Raw genomic sequence first — 17,680 nt, 5'->3', positions numbered from 1 at the left:
CGCACAGGACCGAACGACGGACGACCCGCGCGGTCACGACCCCGGTGGAGGACCATCGCCATGACGAGCACCTACCCTGCTGCCCACGCCCTCCGCCCCGGGGCGGCCGACCGGGACCCCGGCGGACCCGACACCCCCCTCGAATACCGCCTCGACGCAGCCGAGGCCGCCGCGCTGCGGGCCGCCGCGGCCCGGCTCGGCGACACCCACGGCGCGCCCGGCCTGCCGGAGTTCTACGACCGGGACCACGCGGCGGAGGAACTGCTGCCCCCCGGACTGCGCGGCTTCCTCCTCTCCTACCGCCGCACCGAGTCCACGGCCGCCTGCCTGGTGCACGGCTTCCCGGTGGACGACACCCGGATCGGCCCCACCCCCGGCCACTGGCGCCAGGCCATCGACGGCGACACGGCCAGGGCCCAAGAGCTGTGGCTGGCGATGTGCGGAATGGCGCTGGGCGACCCGTTCGGCTGGGTGACCCTCCAGGAGGGCCGCATCATCCAGAACATCCTGCCCATCCGCGGCGACGAACAGCGCCAGAGCGGCTACGGCAGCGAGAGCCTGCTGGAGTTCCACACCGAGGACGGATTCCACCCCAACCGCTGCGACTACCTGCTGCTGTTCGGCCTGCGCAACCCCGACCGGGTGCCCACCGTCGTGGCGTCCGTCCGCGACGTACGGCTGAGCGACCACGACCGCACCGTGCTCGCCGAGGAGCGCTTCCACATCCTGCCGGACAGCGAACACATCCGGCAGCTCGAGACGTCCGCGCCCGGCCACCCCGCGCTGGCCAGGCTGTACGCCATGGTGAACCGGCCCGTGCCCACCGCCGTGCTCTTCGGCGACCGGCTCAACCCGTACCTGCGCATCGACCGGCCCTTCATGCGCGTGGCCTCCGACGACATCGAGGCCGCCGCCGCGCTCGACCGGCTCATGGACGAACTACGGCGCGTCCAGCGGGAGATCGTGGTGGGCCCCGGCTCGCTGCTGATCGTGGACAACTACCGGGCCGTACACGGCCGCCGCCCCTTCACCCCGCGGTACGACGGGACCGACCGCTGGCTCAAGAAGCTCACCGTCAGCCGCAACCTGCGGCGCAACCTCAGCGGCTACGCGCTGGAACACCCCCGTGTCATCGTCTGACCCCGCCCCGCGGGCTCCCGCAGAAAGGCAGCCACCTCCCATGCGCACCGTCATCGTGTCCGGCGCGTCCAGCGGCATCGGCCAGGCCACCGCGGAGCGGTTCGCCCGCTCCGGCGACTACGTGGTCAACCTCGACATCCAGCCGCCCGCCCCGGGCACGCGGGAAGGCCCCCGCGAGGGCGGGGGCCACGTCCGCTGGATCGAGCTGGACGTCGCCGACTGGGCCGGCGTCCGGGACGCCGTGGACCGGGTGCACGCCGAGCGGGGCCGCCTCGACGTCGTCATCGCCAACGCCGGCATCAGCGTCCGCCACGGCATCCTCGACCTCACCGAGGAGGAGGCGCGGCGCACCCTGGACGTCAACCTGATGGGCGTCCTCGCGCTGTGGCGCCACGCCGTCCCGCACATGCTGCGCCGGGGCGAGGGCGTGCTGCTCGCCACCGCGTCCGTCAACGGCTCCCGCGGCTACCCGCTCTACGCGGACTACAACGCCAGCAAGGCGGGGGTGGCCTCGCTCTGCCAGACCTTCGCCGTCGAACTGTCCCCCCTGATCAGGACCGCCTGCGTGGCGCCGGGCGCCGTCCTGACCCCCATGCAGCGCGCCGAGTACACCGACGCCATGCTCCAGGAGGTCAACGAGCGCATCCCCGCCCGCCGCCACGCCCTCCCCGAGGAGATCGCGGACGTCTTCCACTTCCTGGCCTCCCCCCAGGCGTCCTTCGTCTCGGGCCAGCAGTTCGTGGTGGACGGCGCCGAGACCGCCGGGGCCACCACCGCGTTCTTCCCCGGCCCCACCAAGCCGCTCGGCTGAGCGCACCCCCGAGCCATCCCGCCACCGAGTCGAGGAACAACCATGGACACCCGCCCGGCGCTCGCCCCGGAACCGCTCGACCACCTGGACCTCGCCGACCCCCTGCTGCACGCCGACCACGACCTCGGCCCGCTGTGGCGCCGGCTGCGCGCCGAGGCCCCCGTGCACTGGCAGCCCGAGACCGCGCGCGGCCCCGGCTTCTGGGCGGTGAGCGGCTACGCCGACGTGGTCTCGGTGCTCAGCGACAGCGAGACCTTCACCTCCGAACGCGGCAATGTGCTCGACACCCTGCTCGCCGGCGGCGACTCGGCGGCCGGGCAGATGCTCGCCGTCACCGACGGCCGCCCGCACCAGGCGCTGCGCAGCGCCCTGCTCAAGCCGTTCTCGCCACGCTCCCTGGGCGTGGTGGTCGACAGCGTCCGGCGCTCCACCCGGGCGCTGGTCGAGGAGGCGGTGGAGCGGGGCCAGGTGGACTTCGCCGAGGACGTGGCCGCGCACATCCCGCTCGCCGCCATCTGCGACCTGCTCGGCGTGCCGGCCGCCGAACGCCGGCACATCATCGAGCTCACCTCCTCCGCGCTGTCCTCCGCCGACGGCGCCCCCACCGAGGAGGCGACCTGGTCGTCCCGGAACGGCCTGCTGCTCTACTTCTCCGAACTGGCCGCCCAGCGCCGCGCCAAGCCGTACGACGACGTGGTCAGCCTGCTGGTCACCAAGGAGATCGACGGCCGGCCGCTGACCCACGAGGAGATCGTCTTCAACTGCTACAGCATCATCATGGGCGGACACGAGACCACCCGCTTCGCGATGATCGGCGGCCTGCACGCGCTGATGGAACACGGCGAGCAGTGGCGGGCGCTCAAGACCGGCCGGGTCGAGGTGGCATCGGCCGTCGAGGAGGTGCTGCGCTGGACCACCCCGGCCCTGCACAGCGGCCGCACCGCCACCCGGGACGTGCTCCTGGAGGACCGGTTCGTCGAGGCGGGCGACATCGTCGTCACCTGGCTCGCCTCCGCCAACCGCGACGAGCGGGTCTTCGACCGGCCCGACGACTTCGACCTGGCCCGCACCCCCAACAAACACCTGTCGTTCGCCCACGGCTCGCACTTCTGCCTCGGCTCCTTCCTGGCCCGCGCCGAGCTGACGGCCCTCCTGGAGAGCCTGGTGGAGCTGGTCGCCTCCGCCGAGCCCGCGGGCGAGCCGCGATACGTGTACTCCAACTTCCTGAGCGGCATGTCCGCGCTGCCGGTGGCCCTGACCGGGGAACGGCCCACGGGCCGCGACGGCGACCGCTGACCCATGGGCATCCCGGCGGCAGTTCGGCGGAAGCGCACCCCCGGTGGCGGCGAGTTGCCGTGTGCTTGCCGGGCCCGTTGCCTGGGAGCGGCCCGCCACCCGGCCTACCGTCGAGGACATGACTCACACTCCTGCCGCCCTCGGCGCCGAAGCCGTCTCCCCCGTGGTGTGCGGAATGGTCCGGCTGATCGCTCCGCGCAAGGTCGACCGGGTCGAGCCGGACCACCGGCTCGTCGGCGACCTCGGCTTCCACTCCCTCGTCCTCGCGGAACTCGGCTACAACCTGGAGGACCTCTACGGCCTGCGGGTGCTGACCCCCGAGGAGACCATGAAGCTGGAGCGGGTCAGGGACGTGGTCGAGTTCGTCCGCACCGAGGTGGCCGACGGCCGGGCGCAGCTTCCCCCCGACGACGAGGTCGCCGCCCTCTTCGCCCGCTACGGCGCCGACGCCCCCACCGCATGAACCGCCACCCTGGCGACCGCCCCTCCCTCGCCCTGGTCGCCGACCTCGAGCGGACCCTCGGCGACCCGGGCGCGGCCGGCGGCCCGTTCAGCCACGCGGAGACGGTCGAGCACGAGGAGCGGGGCGCCCTGCCCCCGGGCGCGGTGGACCTCATCCGGTCCTGGGGGTTCGCGCGCTACCTGGTGCCCGAGGAGTTCGGCGGGGGGCTGCGGAACCTGGAACAGCTCGTCCTGCTGACCCGCTCGCTCGCGCGCCGCAACCTGACGGTCGCGGTGATGTTCGGCTCCGCGCTCCTGGGCGTCAACCCGGTGTGGCTGTGGGGCGACGAGGAGCAGCGCGCCCGGGTCGCGCAGGGCCTCCTGGGCGGGGACCTCGCGTGTTTCGCGGTGTCCGAACCGGACCACGGCAGCGACCTGGGCACCAACGAGACCACGGCGGTGCCGGACGGCGACGGGTACCTCCTCAGCGGGGAGAAGTGGCCCGTCGGCAACGCCACCCGGGGCCGCTTCCTCACCGTCTACGCGGCCGTCGAAGGGGCCGGCCCCTCCCTGCTGCTGGTCGACAAGCAAGCGCTCCCGCCCGGCAGCTGGGACAACCACCCCTTCGTGCGCACGGTGGGCCTGCGCGGCCACGACCTCAGCGGCATCACCTTCCGGGACACCAAGGTGCCCGCCGGCGCGCTGCTCGGCCGCCCCGGCGGGGGCCTGACCGGCATCCTCCAGGTCCTGCAGATCACCCGCACGGCCATCGGCGCGCTGTCCATCGGCACCATGGACTCGGTGCTGCGGATCGCCCTGCGCCACGCGCGGGAGCGGGTGCTGTACGGGCAGGAGATCTACCGCATCCCCGTCATCCGCCGGCACCTGGTGCGCTCCCACCTCGACCTGCTGATCGCCGAGTGCGTCACCCTGCCGGTGGCCCGCTCGCTGTCGGTCGCCCCGTCCCGGCTCAGCCTGTGGTCCTCCGTGGTCAAGTACCTGGTGCCCACCCTCGGCGAGGAGGTCGTCCAGGAGGCCGGCCGGGTCCTGGGGGCACGCGGCTATCTGCGCGAGGGCGTGGCCGGCGGCGTCTTCCAGAAGCTCCAGCGCGACCACGCGATCGCGAGCGTCTTCGAGGGCACCACACACGTCAACCTCCACAGCATCGCCTCGCAACTGCCCGCCGTGGCCCGGGTGGCCGACCGCCCCGCCCCCGGCGCGGACACCCTGCTGCGCCGGCTCTTCGACTGGTCCGACGAGGCCCCGGTGTGGCAACCCTCCGGCCGGGCGCTGCGGCTGACCAACGCCAGTGAGGACGAGATCACCCGGGGCTGGGGCCCCGCGGTGGCCGAGGCCCGACTGATCGCCGAACGCCAGGTCCCGGCGGCCGAGGCCGACGCGCTCCGCAAGGTCCTCGACGCGTGGTCCGCCCGCCGGGCGGCCTTCTACACGCGGATCGCCGCCGAGTCGCTCGACCCCGCGACGACCGACGGACAGGACCGGGCCACCGAACACTGCGTCCATCACGCGGCCGCCTCGTGCCTGTACACCTGGCTGTACTCCTTCGCCGAGGAGCGCGCCACGGCCCCGGGCACCGGATGGCTGGTCCTCGTGCTGCAACGGCTGCTGAGCAGGCTCGACCACACCGCCGAACCGGACGACAGCCTGCTGCCGTGGCTGGAGAAGCTGATGTTCGCGCGCCTCGACGGCCCGGAGTACTTCTCGCTCCAGGCCGTCAAGGCGGGCGCCGCGGCGGCGGGCTGAGTGTCCTCCGGGTCAGGCGGCGGGGCGCCCGGCGCTGCGCACCGCCACCGGCTCGGGGCGGTCCGGCTCGGCCGGCCGGGCGGCCCCGGCGTCGGCGGCCTGCGGGTGACGCGCCACCTGCGTCACCACATGCCGCACCAGCGCGTGGATGCGGTAGGTGTACTGCCGCTCCCGCTGCGTCTGGACCAGCGAGGCGTCCGCGAGCTCGGCCAGCAGATGCGCCACCCGCATCATGCCCGGACGGCGGCCCGGCTGCGCCGTCACCACGTCGTCCAGCGAGAAGCCGTCCGGCAGGGCCACCAGCTCGCGCAGCAGCTCACGGTGCGCCACGGGAAGCAGGTCGTAACTCCACCGCACGCTGTCCGACAGTGTGCGGTGCGCGCTCAGACCCCCCGTGTCGGCCTGGTCCAGCAGATGGAAGAGCGTCTCCTCCTGGAGGAGAGAGGTCAGCGGCAGCGACCGCAACCGCTGCGCGGCCACCTCGATGGCCAGCGGCACACCGTCCAGAAGCCGGCACAGCGTGGTGACCAGCGGGAGGTGATGGGTGAGATCCAGGGTCGGCAGACTGGCCTGCACCCGGCGCAGGAACAACTCCACCGCGCTCGGCACCGCGATGTCACGGCGCTCCCGGCCGTCCACCCGCAGCGGCTCGACCTCCCAGGTCTCCGCCGCGCTCGCGGCCAGCGCGCGACGGGAGGTGACCAGCAGATGCAGCCCCGGACGCTCGTCGAGCAACTGCCGCGCGATACGGGCGGCCTGCTGCGCCACATGCTCCGCGCCGTCCAGCACCAGCAGCCGCCGGCCGCCCGGCGCGGCGGTGCCGGAATGTCCCGATTCACGGATGAAATCCCGAATGACGCGCGTCAACTCGGCACGTGCGCGTGCGGGGTCGAGGTGCTCGGGCGGGCAGTCGCGCAACTCCACCACCGCCACGCCGTCGCGGAACAGGGGGCGCAGCCGGGACGCCGCCGCCAGGGCCAGGCGGGTCTTGCCCACCCCGCCGGGACCGGTGAGGACGATCAGCCGGCTGCGCTGCGCGCAGGCCAGGATGTGCCGCATATCGGCCTGTCTGCCCACTAACGGGTCGCCCAGGGGCCGGGGGCCGTGCCACGGCGAAAGCTCGGTCGCCCGGCCCCGGTGCGACTCCGGCCGCCGCTCGGGCAGCACCGTCATGTCGTCCCCGCCCCAGGGGGCCGCCTCGGGGAGCGAGGCGGGCGCCGCGCCCAGGGCGCTGAGCAGCAAGGCCACCGATGTCCTGCGCGGGTTGGTGTTGGAGCCCGTCTCCAGGTTGCGGATCGTACGCACGCTCACACCGGAGCGCTCGGAGAGCTCCTCCTGCGTCCAGCCGGAAATCCGCCGCTGGTTCAGCAGAAAGTCACGCAGCTGATGAATGTCGGTTCCGTCGAACGACGTGAAATCATTAGGAATCGCCATTGAGTGAATCCCCCTTTGAGATGGAACAAGTGCTCCCCCTGCGCATCCCGTACGGCGCGCGCGCAAAGGCGGGCGCCGCCCCGTGACCGGGCAGGCGCAAGGCGGCCGACGAAATCGGGGCGGGCTCGTCCGACGCTCATCCGACCCCCTGGTTCCCCGTTTGTGCCTGCTCAAGGACCCGATAAACCACTCGCACGCACATGACATCGTCCCGTGGCAAGAATGGGACCCTACTCGACAACACGTCCGAGGGGGAGTGGTAGCCTTGACATGAAAGCGGTCTGTGTCCACTAGTTGACAACTCCGCCAATGTGGCCGGAAGCGGACATCCCAGCATTCCGTGCCTCCTCGTTCTCCGGGTGTTCTCCCCCTTCTCCCCGCTTCTCCCTCACTTCTCACACTTCTTGCGCCCAGCGGCAACTTCCCCCGTGAATTGCCGGTGTAGTGCCTGGCCCGGGCGGCGACGCATCGACCAGCATGCTGCGCGAGGTCACCGGCAACGGCCGCGGACCGGCAGGACGCACCAGCGAACGGTACGAGCGAGACAGCCGAGGGGACGGGGGCTAGGGCGATGGCGCGGTCACGTCCCGGGGAAACGCCGAACACCGCGGAGCGGCCACCATCGCTGTGGCGCGACCGCGACTACGTGTACTGGTGGTCCGGAAACGGCCTGTCGACGCTGGGCACCAGCGTGTCGACCCTCGCGTTCCCCCTCTTCATGCTGTACGCCACCGGGTCGGCGACCCAGGCCGGAACCATCACCGTCCTGCACATGCTCGGCAAACTCGGCACCCTCGCGGTGGGCGGAGCCCTGGCCGACCGGGTGTCGCGGCGCGCCATCCTGTGCGTGGTCCCGCTGGTCGAGGCGGTGGCGATGGCCGCCGTCGCCCTGCTGGTGTACCGGGGGAGTCCGCCGGTCCTCGCGCTCGACGCGCTGGCCCTGGTCAGCGGACTGGCCGCCGGGCTGAAGATCGGCGTCTCCACGCCGGTGCTGCGCCGGATCGTCCCCAAGGAACAGGTCGCCACCGCCACGGCGCAGAGCATGGGCCGCGACATGGTCGTCCAGCTCATCGGCGCCCCCCTCGGCGGCCTGCTGTACTCCATGGCCCGCTGGATCCCGTTCCTCTTCGACGCGGTGTCCTTCGTCTTCGTCACCCTGGGCTCGCTGCTCATCCGAAGGCCGCTCGGCCCGGACCGGCACCCCGACGGCGACCGGCGGCCCGGCCTGGTCGCGGACATGAAGGACGGCGTGCGGCTGATCAGACGCAGCGACTACCTGATGTTCACCCTCACCTGGGGCGCCCTGCTCAACACCGTGGCGCAGGGGCTCACCCTCCTGTTCATCGTGCTGGTGCGGCACCGCGGCGGCGGGCCCACCGCGGTCGGCGTCGCCACCTCGCTCGCCCTCGCCGGCGGCCTCATCGGCGCCGTGGCCGGGCCCTGGCTGATGCGGAGGCTGGGCGCCAGGCGGGTGCTGCTGCTGTCCGCGTGGGTCTTCGTGGCGTCCTTCGCCCTGGTGGCGCTGGTGCCCCAGCCGTGGCAGATCGGGCTGGTCCTGATGGTCGGCATGACCGGTATGGCGCCGATGAACGTCGTCACCGAGTCGTACGAGGTGCGGCTGGTCCCGGACGCGTATCTCGGCCGGGTCGCCGCCACCGGACAGTTCTTCTTCCAGGGCATGCAGTGGATCGGCCCGCTGGTGGCCGGATTCCTCGCCGACGCCGCGGGGGTGGAGACGGCCGTCCTCATCCTGGCCGCGGCCATGGCCCTGCTGGCCATCAGCCTGCACCTCGCCCGGCGCCACCTGAGCATCCTGGACACCCCGCTCGCCGAGGTGCCCGAACTCCCGGCCCTCCAGCCGGCGCACGTCTGAGCCGGCACACCTGGCGAGGACGCCATCCGAGCGAAGGGACAACACATGGCCACTCCAGTGGACCTGGGCATCGTCGCGATGGGCATGGCCTTCGGCGAACGGCACGACGTGGCCGAGACGGCCGGCGAGTACGTGCCCGATCCCGAGGTCGTGAGCGGCCTCGGGTACCGGACCTACCACCGGGTGGCCGAGGGAGTCACCGCCACCGACCTCGCGGCCGAGGCGGCCCGCGCGGCCCTGGAGAACGCGGACCTCGACATCGCCGACGTGGACCTGATCGTCGTCGGCCACTCCGACGTCCCCGAGTACCTGGGCTGGGACGCCTCGGCGGCCGTGGCCCGGGCGCTGGGCGCCCACGCCACGCCCACCGTGATGTTCACCCAGGTGTGCGCGGCCTGGTCGGTGGCGCTCGACCACGCGGCGGGCGCGATGGCCCTCTCGCCGGACACCCGGAACGTGCTGGTGGCCCTGGTCAACGTGGCCAGCGAGGCCCACACCAACAGGATGGACTTCAACGGCGCCATCGCCAGCGACGGGGCCGTCGCGGCCGTGCTGCGGCGCGGCCACCCGCGCCTGCGCCGGCTCTCCTCGGCCCACTTCACCAACCCCGAGTACGCCGACCTGTTCCGCGTCGAGTACGGGGGCGCCGCGGCCCCCCTGCCGCCCCCGGGCCACGGCAATCTGCACGCCGACCCGATGACCGGGGTCTACCGCCACTTCGGCCGGGACCCCGAGCGGTTCCAGGTGTTCATGAAGGAGATCAGCGGGCGGGTCGCGGACGTGGTCGACCAGGCCCTCGCCCGCGCCGGACGGGACCGGACCCAACTGGCCCGCCTCGTCTACCTCAACGACAACCAGCAGACGATCCGCGCGGCCGCGGACGCGGTCGGCCTCCCCCTGACGCGCACCAACGCCGAACTGGCCCGCGAACTGGGCCACATGGGCGCCGCCGACCAACTGATCTGCCTGTGGCGCCACATCGAGGCCGCCGAGCTGTCGCGGGGGGACCTCGTGGCGCTCGTGGGAGTCGCGGCGCCCGGCATGCACTGGTTCTGCACGCTCATCGAAGTGTGAGGACGTCGAAGTGTGAGGCCGTCGGAACCAGTGGGACGTCAGGAACCAGTGGAAGGGGAAACACCATGCCCGCGCACCCCCACGCCGCACCGGCGACCGTGCCGGACATCTCCGAGGAGGACATCGCCGCGTTCGTCGTGGAGCGGTTCCTGCCCGGCGTCGCCACGGTGGAGCTCGACGCCGAGTACGACCTGCTGGCCACCGCCGTGATCGACAGCCTCGCCGTGCTGCGGATCGCCGGATGGCTGGCGGACCGCTACCGGGTCGTGGTTCCCGACGCGGAGCTGACCACCAGGAACTTCCGCTCGGTGCGGGCCATCCGGAACACCGCCGAGCGCGCCGCGGGGCGGGGACCCGCATGAGCCACACATTCGTGACCGCGTTCGCCCGGCACGCGGCCGACCGGCCGTCCGCGCCCGCGCTCATCTGGGAGGGCCGCGCGGTCGGCTACGCCGAGCTGCACGCCATGGCCCGCCGGGCACGCGCCCAGGTGGCGGCCGCAGCGCCGGACACCTCCCGCCCGGTGGGCCTGCGCGTGCGCAAGTCGCCCGAGGCGGTGGCGCTGGTGCTGGGCGCGCTGATGGCGGGCCGCCGCTTTCTGCTGCCGTCCCACGAGCTGCCCGACACACCGGCCAAGGAGCTGTACCAGCAGGCGGGGTGCGAGGTGGTCCTCGGCCTGACCGACGATCCGCTGGTCGACCGGGTGGTGGACCCCCATGCGGCCGCCGGGAACACCACCGGGCCCCCGCGGCCGGCGGACGCCTCAGCGGCCGCGCCGGGAACCGCGCCGGTGGCCTCGTCGGTGCCCGCGCCGGGAACCGTGCCGGTGGCCTCGTCGGTGCCCGCGCCGGTCGACGACGAAGCCATCGGCTTCATGCTCACCACCTCAGGCTCGACCGGCCTGCCGAAAATCGTCCCCCTGTCGTTCGGCGCGGTCACCCGGTTCACCGCGTGGGGCGCCGAGACCTTCGGGATCACCGCGGGCACCACCGTCCTCAACTACGCCCCGCTCAACTTCGACCTGTGCCTGCTGGACGTGTGGACCACCCTGGCGTACGGCGGCACCGTCGTCCTGGCCGACCCCGACCGCGGCGCCTCCCCGGGCTATCTGCGCGACCTGGTCGCCGACCACCGGGTCCAGGTGATCCAAGGGGTACCGCTCCTCTTCCAGCTGCTCGTGGAGGCCTCGGCCGGCGAAGGGCCGCTGGAGGCACCCGAACACCTCGTGTTCGCCGGCGACAGCATGCCCGCCCGGGTGCTGGCCGGGCTCTCCACGGTCTTCCCGCGCGCCCGCTGGTACAACAACTACGGCTGCACCGAGACCAACAACAGCTTCCTCTACGAGGTGCCGCGCGACCGGCCCGTCCGCACCCCGCTGCCGATCGGCCACCCGCTGCCCGGCGTGAGCTGGCTGATCAGTGGCGAGGACGGGCGCACGCTGACCGGCCCGGGGCAGGGCGAGCTCCTCGTCAACACCCCGTTCCAGACCAGCGGCTACGTGAACGTGCCCAGCGACGGGAAGTTCGGCCCGCACCCGGACGGCGTCCCCGGTCTCGTCTACTACCGCAGCGGGGACATCGCCACCCGGCACGAGGACGGCTCCCTCAGCGTGCTCGGACGCACCGACTTCATGGTGAAGGTGCGCGGCTTCCAGGTGAGCACCCAGCAGGTCGAGGCCATTCTGCTGGAGCACCCCGCCGTCCTCGAGGCGGCCGTCGTCGCGGTCCCCGACCCGGTGGCCGGACACCGGCTGCACGCCCGGCTGCGCCTGGTGGAACCGGGCTGCGTGGGCGTTCTGGCGCTGCGCCAGTACTGCGCGGAGCGCACGGTGCGGGCGGCGATCCCCGGTGTCATCGAGACCGTGGCCGAGCCGCTGCCCAGGACCTCCACCGGCAAGGTCGACCGCAACCGGGTCAGGGACTCGGTGCTGGAACGCCCTTGAGGCACCGCCGGCCGGCCCGGCGGAACACGCTCGCGAAGGGGCGCTCCGGCGGGGAGAGCGCCCCTTCGTCATGCGCGACGGCCGGCGCGATGACCGGCGCGGCGACCCGCCCCGCGGCCGGGGTCTGCGCCTCAGCCGCGCGCCGAGCGGAAGCTCTTGAACACCCCGCTGACGCCGATGGCGAGCACGATCAGCGCCGCTCCGCTGTAGGCCTGGTCCGAGGACGACCAGAGGTCCTTGGTGTGCGCGAGGAAGTCCGGGTTGAAGAGCGCCTTCTGATGGAGCACCCAGGCCAGCGAGAGCGTGAACAGCGCCTGGGAGACGGCGTTCCCGATGGCCAGCGGGACGGTCCAGCCGCGCGCGGCCACGCGGGCCACCTGGACCACCACGAGCCCGGCGAGCCCGGCGAGCATCGGCCAGACCCAGCCCGACCACAGATCGGGGTCCAGGACCTGGAACCGCTCGCCGTCCGCCCGGTAGGGCTTCGCGGTGTGCTGCCAGATGATCAGCCCGAACAGCAGCGCGTCCCACACCGCCGAGGCGATGGTGCCCACGCCGGCCTTCTCCGGCTGCCGGACCTCGGGCAGGTCGTCGGGCGTCCAGGAGGCGGCGTCGACCACACCCTTGCGGTGGCGGACCCGCTCGGTCACCGCGAACACCACGGTGAGCACGGCGATGATCTCACAGCCGAGGGTGAACAGGGTGGCGATGCCGCCGCCGAGGGCCGGGCCGAGGCCCTCGTCGTCCAGGACGTCCAGCACCACGAGCCCGAACGTGATCGCCGGCAGCACGGTGCACAGCAGGGTCACCAGCAGCCGGACATAGGTCGGATAGAGGTCGGGTCCGATTAAGGCGAGCGGCCGGTCCGTGTAGCGCGCGGCGTAGCGCACCGGGTCGCCCAGCTCGCAGAGCACCTCGCGCTCCGCTGCCCGCGGATCGGCCGGGTTGCGGCCCTCGACGGTGTCGGCGATGGTGGTGCGCAGCTCCTCGGCGATGTCCTCCCGCTGGTCGGCCGGGAGCCGCCTGACGACTTCGTGCACATAGCGCTCGGTGAGCAGGCTCGTACTCATCACCCCTCCTTGGGTACTCATCACCCCTCCTTGGTGAGTCGTGAAATCGAGGCGACGAGGTCCCGCCACTCGCGCACCAGGCCGCTGCGCACCCGGGAGCCATCGGGGCTGACCTGGTAGAACTTCCGTGGCCGGGACTCGTCGGTATTCCATTCGCTGGTGAGCAGGCCTTGCTTCTCCAGGCGGCGCAGCAAGGGGTAGAGGGTGTTGCCGTCGACGGTCACCCCCGCTTCGTTGAGCGTCTCCAAGAGCGCGTAGCCATAACTGGGCTTCTGGAGCAGCGCCAGGCAGGCCAGCACGACCGTCCCTCGACGCAGCTCCTGGGCCTGGGCAAGGGTCAGTTCTTCTACGGACACAGGTCACACGATACTGTGCGGCGCACACTAATGTCACCCCGTAGAGTCGACTCCCGGCCACGGGACCCGAGTTGACCGGCGGGCCCGCGGTGTCCGCTCAGCCCACGTGCACATGGGGGCGCCGGGCCCGGTCCGGTTCGGCCTCCCGGAGCACCTCGCGGGTCACCGGGGCGACCTCGCCCTGACCGAACAGGAAGAACCGCAGGAACTGGGCAAAGGGGCTGCCCTCGGTCCATTCGAAGTAGATGTGCGGGCGCCGCCCGGTCAGGTCCCGCACATGCAGCAGCAGCGCGGCGAGGGAGTTGGGGATGCTGGAGCCGTCGAGGGTCAGCACGCGATAGCGGCCGTGCAGCACCTCGCCCCGGACGCGCAGCGCGGACTCGAAGTCGGAGGGGTCGCGCACGGTGACCTCGACGAAGACGAAGTCCTCCTCGGCGGGGATGTCGTTGTCGGCCCGGATCTGGTGGATCTTGTCGCGGTACTCGGCCGCGTCGCGGCTGTCCGGCTCGTTGGCGATGAACCGGATCCGGCGGGTGGCGGTGTCGCGGACGAACCGTTCGGCCATGGGGTCCAGGTGGACGTCGGTGACCCGCAGCTCGAAGGCGCGGGCCAGCCGGGACAGCAGCGACACGGCGATGATGCCCGCGATGAAACAGGCGCCGATCTTCACGCCGTCAGGCCGCTCCACCACGTTGACCGTGGTGGTGTACCCGAAGACGGCGGAGATGGCGGCGAAGGCCACGGTCCAGCCGCGCTGCCGGGCGCGCCGGGCGGCGATGGTGACGGCGATCGCGGCGGAGGTCATCAGCACCAGGACGCCGGTGGCGTAGGCGCCGCCCTGGGCGTCGACGTCGGCGTCGAAGATCCAGGTGACCAGGAAGGCGATGAGGATGAAGACGATGACCATGGGGCGCACGGCACGGGCCCAGTGCGGCGCCATGCCGTAGCGGGGCAGATAGCGCGGCATGAGGTTGAGCAGCCCGGCCATCGCGGAGGCCCCGGCGAACCACAGGATGCCGATGGTCGCGGCGTCGTAGACGCTGCCGAACGCCGAGCCCAGGTACTGGTGGGCCAGGAAGGCGAGCGCGCGGCCGTTGGCCTGGCCGCCGTCCTTGAACTCGTCCTGGGGGATCAGGAGGGTCGTGATGAAGCTGGTGGCGATCAGGAAGACACTCATCACGACCGCGGCGGTGGTGAGCAGCTTCTTGGTGTCCCGGATCCGCACGGCGGGCCGCTCCTCGGTGTCCTCGGGCCCGCCCTCGACGTGCGGCATGACCGCCACCCCGGTCTCGAAGCCGGACAGGCCGAGCGCCAGCTTGGGGAACACCAGCAGCGCCAGACCGATCATGACCAGCGGGTTTCCGTGCTCGGCGGTGAGCGCCTGGGACCAGTCGGTGATCACGTGGGGCGCGGTCGCCACATGCCACAGCCCCACCAGGACCACCACCGCGTTGAGCGCCAGATAGAGGCCGACCAGGACCACCGCCACCCCGATGGCCTCCGTGAAGCCCTTGAGGAAGACGGCGCCGAGGAGGGCGACCAGGCCCAGGGTGATGATCACCTCATGGCCGTGCAGGACGCCGGTGAAGTGGGGGTTCTCCACCAGGTGGGTGGAGGCGTCGGCCGCGGAGAGGGTGATGGTGATCAGGAAGTCGGTGGCGGCGAACCCGAGCAGCGTCAGGACGAACAGCTTGCCCTGCCAGAACGTCAGCAGCCGCTCCAGCATCGCGATGGATCCCTCGCCGTGCGGACTCTCCTGGGCGACGCGCCGGTAGACCGGCAGGGCGGCGGCCAGGGTGACGATCACCAGCACCAGGGTGGCGACGGGGGAGAGCAGCCCGGCGGCCAGGGCGGCGATGCCCGGCTGGTAGCCGAGGGTGGAGAAGTAGTCCACACCGGTCAGGCACATCACCCGCCACCACCGCTGCCCCCGGTGGACCTCCGCCTCGGGGGCGTGCGGCCCGGACGGCTGCTTGCCCAGGTCGGACAGGCCCTTGAGGAGCCACGTGCGGAAACGATTCTCCGCCGCCCCCTCGGGAGGGGCTTCCACATCGGTGGAGGTGGCCATGGTCGTACTCCTGTCGCCTGGGTGAACCGAACGCGCCGCCCGAAGGCGGCCGGATCAGGGTAGACGTGCCCCCTACCGGTACCCCACGGCGGTGTGCTCTCACCTGCTGTGTCCCGCCCGCTACGCACGGGCGGGACACACGCGCGGCACCCGCGCCGTCACTCCGTGTCGGGCGCCAGGTACCAGAACTGGATCTCGGCGAGGTCGCAGCGCCCGTTGTGTCCGCCGTAAACCCGGGCTCAGGCGGCCCGTTCCAGCTCCGCCGGGTCCACCCGGTGGGACAGCGGCACCCCGGCCAGCAGCCGCTCCAACTCGCCCACCGCGGACAGCCCGAGCCGGCGCACCTCGTTGCCCTGCGACCCCGCCAGGTGCGGGGTGATGAAGACGCCCGGCAGGTCGAAGAGCGGGGAGTCGGCGGGCAGCGGCTCCGGTTCCGTGACGTCGAGCACGGCGCTGAGCCGCTCGGTGCGCACCTCCTCGATCAGCGCGTCGTGGTCGACCAGGCTGCCGCGCGCGGTGTTGATCAGCACCGCCCCGTCCCGCATCAGCGCGAGCTGGTCACGGCCGATCATGTGGTGGGTCTCGGGGATCGCGGGCGCGTGGACCGAGACGATGTCGCTGCGGCGGAGCAGCGCGTCCAGCGGCAGCAGTCGTACGCCGAGCGCGGCCGCCTCGGCCTCGCCGACGTACGGGTCGGCGAGCAACACCTCGAAGTCCAGCGGGCGCAGCAGCTCGATGACGCGGCGGCCGATCCGGGAGGCGCCCACGAGGCCGACCCGGCGCCCGAAGTTGCCGATGCCGGGGAGGATCTCGGCGACCGGGAAGGTGCGCAGCGAGCGGTAGCGCTCGCGGGCGGCGAAGAGGTCCTTGCCCGCCAGGATGATCATGCCGAGGGTGTACTCGGCGACCGGCAGCGCGTTGGCGTCCGCGGCGGACGAGACGACCAGTCCCCGCTCCCACCAGCCGGGGGCCATGATGCCCTTGACCGATCCCGCGGCGTGCAGCACGGCGCGCAGCCTGGGCGCGGCGTCGAGCACCGCCGCGTCGATCAGCGGGCAGCCCCAGCCGGTCAGCAGGATCTCGGCCCGGCTGAGGGCGCTGCGCACCCGGGGGTCCCGGAAGTCCTCGGCGACCAGGGAGGGATCGACCTCCACGGAGGCCCGCAGCCGCTCCAGCACCTCGGGGGGATAGACGCTGGGCAGGGTCTTCGTACTCATGGCGAACAACGCCAGGGGGCGCTCGGGCAAGGCAGGGGCCTCCGGTTCGGGAATGGGATAGCAACCGGTCTCTACGCTATGGCCGCGCCTGCAGAGGGTCAATGCGCCGAACTGCCGGATCGATCAAAGCGAACGGTTGCCACCGGCGGCCCGAAAGGTCCCCTGGGGGATGGACGGAGAAGGTCCTTTGGGGGGTGGCCGGACAAGGCGAAGGGCCCGGCGTCGGCGGGGTGCCGACGCCGGGCCCTGGCGAGTGCTCCGGGGGCCGGGGCCGTCTCAGTCGAAGCCCTCGTGGAGGACGCGATCCGCGCTCAGCCCCGATTCGGCCAGGAATCCCGTGAGCACCGCGCGCGGGTGCTCATCCCCGATGGCCGTGAGGATGTAGCCGGGGTGCGGGGCGTGCTCGGCCTCCCGCACCAGGGCCGCGAGCGTGCCGCTGTCGAGGGCGAAGGCGAAGGTGAACCAGTCGCCCAGGTCGTCCCGGGTGATCTCACGGGCGCCCCAGCGGGCCTCCAGGCTCTCGGTGGTCACCTCGAGCTGGGCGACATACGCCTGGGGGGAGCCGTGGAACTCCGCTGCCTCGATGCGCCGCACGTCATCTCACCTCCGTGACGAAGACGGGGATGGAGGCGAAGTCCTCGCCGCCGTGGTGGACCCTACCCACCCCGGCCTCGCTGCCGAGTTCCCACGCCACATAGCCGGGCGGTGTGTTCCTCGCCGGCTTGGGCTCGACCGAGGTGTAGAACTCGAAGCTTCCGGGTGGCGCGCTGTCCGGAATGGGGCCCCGGTGGGCCTGGACCATCTCTTCGCCTCCCCAGCGGGAGGCGCGTCCCCACAGCTCTCCCGACTCGACGACCTGCTGTGTCACCTCGACCGTCTGAGTCGGCGAGCCCAGCCGGTGGAACGGTCCGTACAGGTCGCTGACGGTGCCGATACCGGGGTTGGGCGACTCCAGCATGAGGGGCGGCCGGGCGGCCGGCGGTTCGGGAGCCGGGGGAGCCGAGGAGTCCTTGCCCCCGAACAGGGACTTCAGGCGATCCCTGAGGGACGGCTTGCAGGGCGTCAGCCCGTGGGGGTCGGCCCAGGTGTGGGGGTTGTGGACGTAGGTGGCGGGGTTGGGGGCGGGGGCCAGGCCCAGGGGGTCGGGGGTGAGGTAGCGGGCGGTTTCGGGGTCGTAGTAGCGGTGGTGGTTGT

16 protein-coding genes are annotated in these 17,680 nt (G+C 72.3%); 9 read left to right on the top strand and 7 right to left on the bottom strand.

Annotated elements, in window-relative coordinates; all coding sequences use genetic code 11:
* Positions 1 to 60 precede the first annotated feature (60 nt).
* The 5 genes from gntD to ABFY07_RS35320 all read left to right on the top strand — a co-directional run bounded on the left by gntD (position 61) and on the right by ABFY07_RS35320 (position 5,452).
* A complete protein-coding gene (gntD, locus tag ABFY07_RS35340) occupies positions 61 to 1,140 on the top strand; it encodes a guanitoxin biosynthesis L-enduracididine beta-hydroxylase GntD (RefSeq protein WP_346178422.1) in 1,080 nt (359 codons plus the stop codon).
* Between the two features lie 40 nt (positions 1,141 to 1,180).
* Entirely contained in the window at positions 1,181 to 1,951 is a 771-nt protein-coding gene (locus ABFY07_RS35335) for an SDR family NAD(P)-dependent oxidoreductase (RefSeq protein ID WP_346178421.1), read from the top strand.
* Positions 1,952 to 1,993: 42 nt separating this feature from the next.
* Positions 1,994 to 3,247, top strand: coding sequence for a cytochrome P450 (locus tag ABFY07_RS35330; RefSeq protein WP_346178420.1), 1,254 nt, complete (start codon positions 1,994 to 1,996; stop codon positions 3,245 to 3,247).
* A 118-nt stretch (positions 3,248 to 3,365) separates the two neighbouring features.
* Entirely contained in the window at positions 3,366 to 3,710 is a 345-nt protein-coding gene (locus ABFY07_RS35325) for an acyl carrier protein (RefSeq protein ID WP_065967583.1), read from the top strand.
* A complete protein-coding gene (locus ABFY07_RS35320; protein WP_346178419.1) occupies positions 3,707 to 5,452 on the top strand; it encodes an acyl-CoA dehydrogenase family protein in 1,746 nt (581 codons plus the stop codon). The genes ABFY07_RS35325 and ABFY07_RS35320 overlap by 4 nt, the downstream gene beginning before the upstream one ends.
* Before the next feature lie 12 nt (positions 5,453 to 5,464).
* On the opposite strand, the gene ABFY07_RS35315 is transcribed toward ABFY07_RS35320, so the two are convergent.
* Positions 5,465 to 6,886 (bottom strand): helix-turn-helix domain-containing protein, encoded by a 1,422-nt coding sequence (locus ABFY07_RS35315; protein WP_346178418.1) that lies wholly within the window; start codon positions 6,884 to 6,886, stop codon positions 5,465 to 5,467.
* Positions 6,887 to 7,457: 571 nt separating this feature from the next.
* Here ABFY07_RS35315 and ABFY07_RS35310 point away from each other — a divergent pair.
* From ABFY07_RS35310 to ABFY07_RS35295, 4 genes are all read left to right on the top strand, one after another.
* A complete protein-coding gene (locus ABFY07_RS35310; protein ID WP_346178417.1) occupies positions 7,458 to 8,759 on the top strand; it encodes an MFS transporter in 1,302 nt (433 codons plus the stop codon).
* A gap of 45 nt (positions 8,760 to 8,804) precedes the next feature.
* Positions 8,805 to 9,833: a 3-oxoacyl-ACP synthase III family protein gene (locus ABFY07_RS35305; protein WP_346178416.1), complete on the top strand. Its 1,029-nt coding sequence runs from the start codon at positions 8,805 to 8,807 to the stop codon at positions 9,831 to 9,833.
* A gap of 65 nt (positions 9,834 to 9,898) precedes the next feature.
* Positions 9,899 to 10,195 carry an acyl carrier protein gene (locus ABFY07_RS35300; RefSeq protein ID WP_346178415.1) on the top strand — a complete coding sequence of 99 codons (297 nt, stop codon included), beginning with the start codon at positions 9,899 to 9,901 and terminating at the stop codon, positions 10,193 to 10,195.
* Positions 10,192 to 11,775 (top strand): AMP-binding protein, encoded by a 1,584-nt coding sequence (locus tag ABFY07_RS35295; RefSeq protein ID WP_346178414.1) that lies wholly within the window; start codon positions 10,192 to 10,194, stop codon positions 11,773 to 11,775. The genes ABFY07_RS35300 and ABFY07_RS35295 overlap by 4 nt, the downstream gene beginning before the upstream one ends.
* Before the next feature lie 131 nt (positions 11,776 to 11,906).
* Here ABFY07_RS35295 and ABFY07_RS35290 read toward each other — a convergent pair whose 3' ends face one another.
* The 6 genes from ABFY07_RS35290 to ABFY07_RS35265 form a co-directional block, all read right to left on the bottom strand.
* A complete protein-coding gene (locus ABFY07_RS35290; protein WP_346178413.1) occupies positions 11,907 to 12,845 on the bottom strand; it encodes an HAAS signaling domain-containing protein in 939 nt (312 codons plus the stop codon).
* Between the two features lie 20 nt (positions 12,846 to 12,865).
* Positions 12,866 to 13,201 (bottom strand): PadR family transcriptional regulator, encoded by a 336-nt coding sequence (locus ABFY07_RS35285; RefSeq protein ID WP_065967575.1) that lies wholly within the window; start codon positions 13,199 to 13,201, stop codon positions 12,866 to 12,868.
* A 97-nt stretch (positions 13,202 to 13,298) separates the two neighbouring features.
* Complete coding sequence (locus tag ABFY07_RS35280) at positions 13,299 to 15,269, bottom strand: APC family permease (protein WP_346178412.1); 1,971 nt, start codon at positions 15,267 to 15,269, stop codon at positions 13,299 to 13,301.
* A gap of 239 nt (positions 15,270 to 15,508) precedes the next feature.
* Positions 15,509 to 16,516, bottom strand: a complete 1,008-nt coding sequence (locus tag ABFY07_RS35275) for a hydroxyacid dehydrogenase (RefSeq protein ID WP_346178411.1) — start codon at positions 16,514 to 16,516, stop codon at positions 15,509 to 15,511.
* A 246-nt stretch (positions 16,517 to 16,762) separates the two neighbouring features.
* Positions 16,763 to 17,080 carry a hypothetical protein gene (locus ABFY07_RS35270; RefSeq protein WP_346178410.1) on the bottom strand — a complete coding sequence of 106 codons (318 nt, stop codon included), beginning with the start codon at positions 17,078 to 17,080 and terminating at the stop codon, positions 16,763 to 16,765.
* 1 nt (position 17,081) lies between these two features.
* Positions 17,082 to 17,680 (bottom strand): RHS repeat-associated core domain-containing protein (locus ABFY07_RS35265; protein ID WP_346178409.1); only part of this gene is annotated, 599 nt, incomplete at its 5' end.

Origin of the sequence: Streptomyces sparsogenes subsp. cuspidosporus, from assembly GCF_039532705.1 — a bacterium.
GTDB classification, from domain to species: domain Bacteria; phylum Actinomycetota; class Actinomycetes; order Streptomycetales; family Streptomycetaceae; genus Streptomyces; species Streptomyces sparsogenes.
The sequence above is the reverse complement of the archived record's forward strand: the minus strand, read 5'-3'. Positions and strand labels throughout refer to the sequence as shown.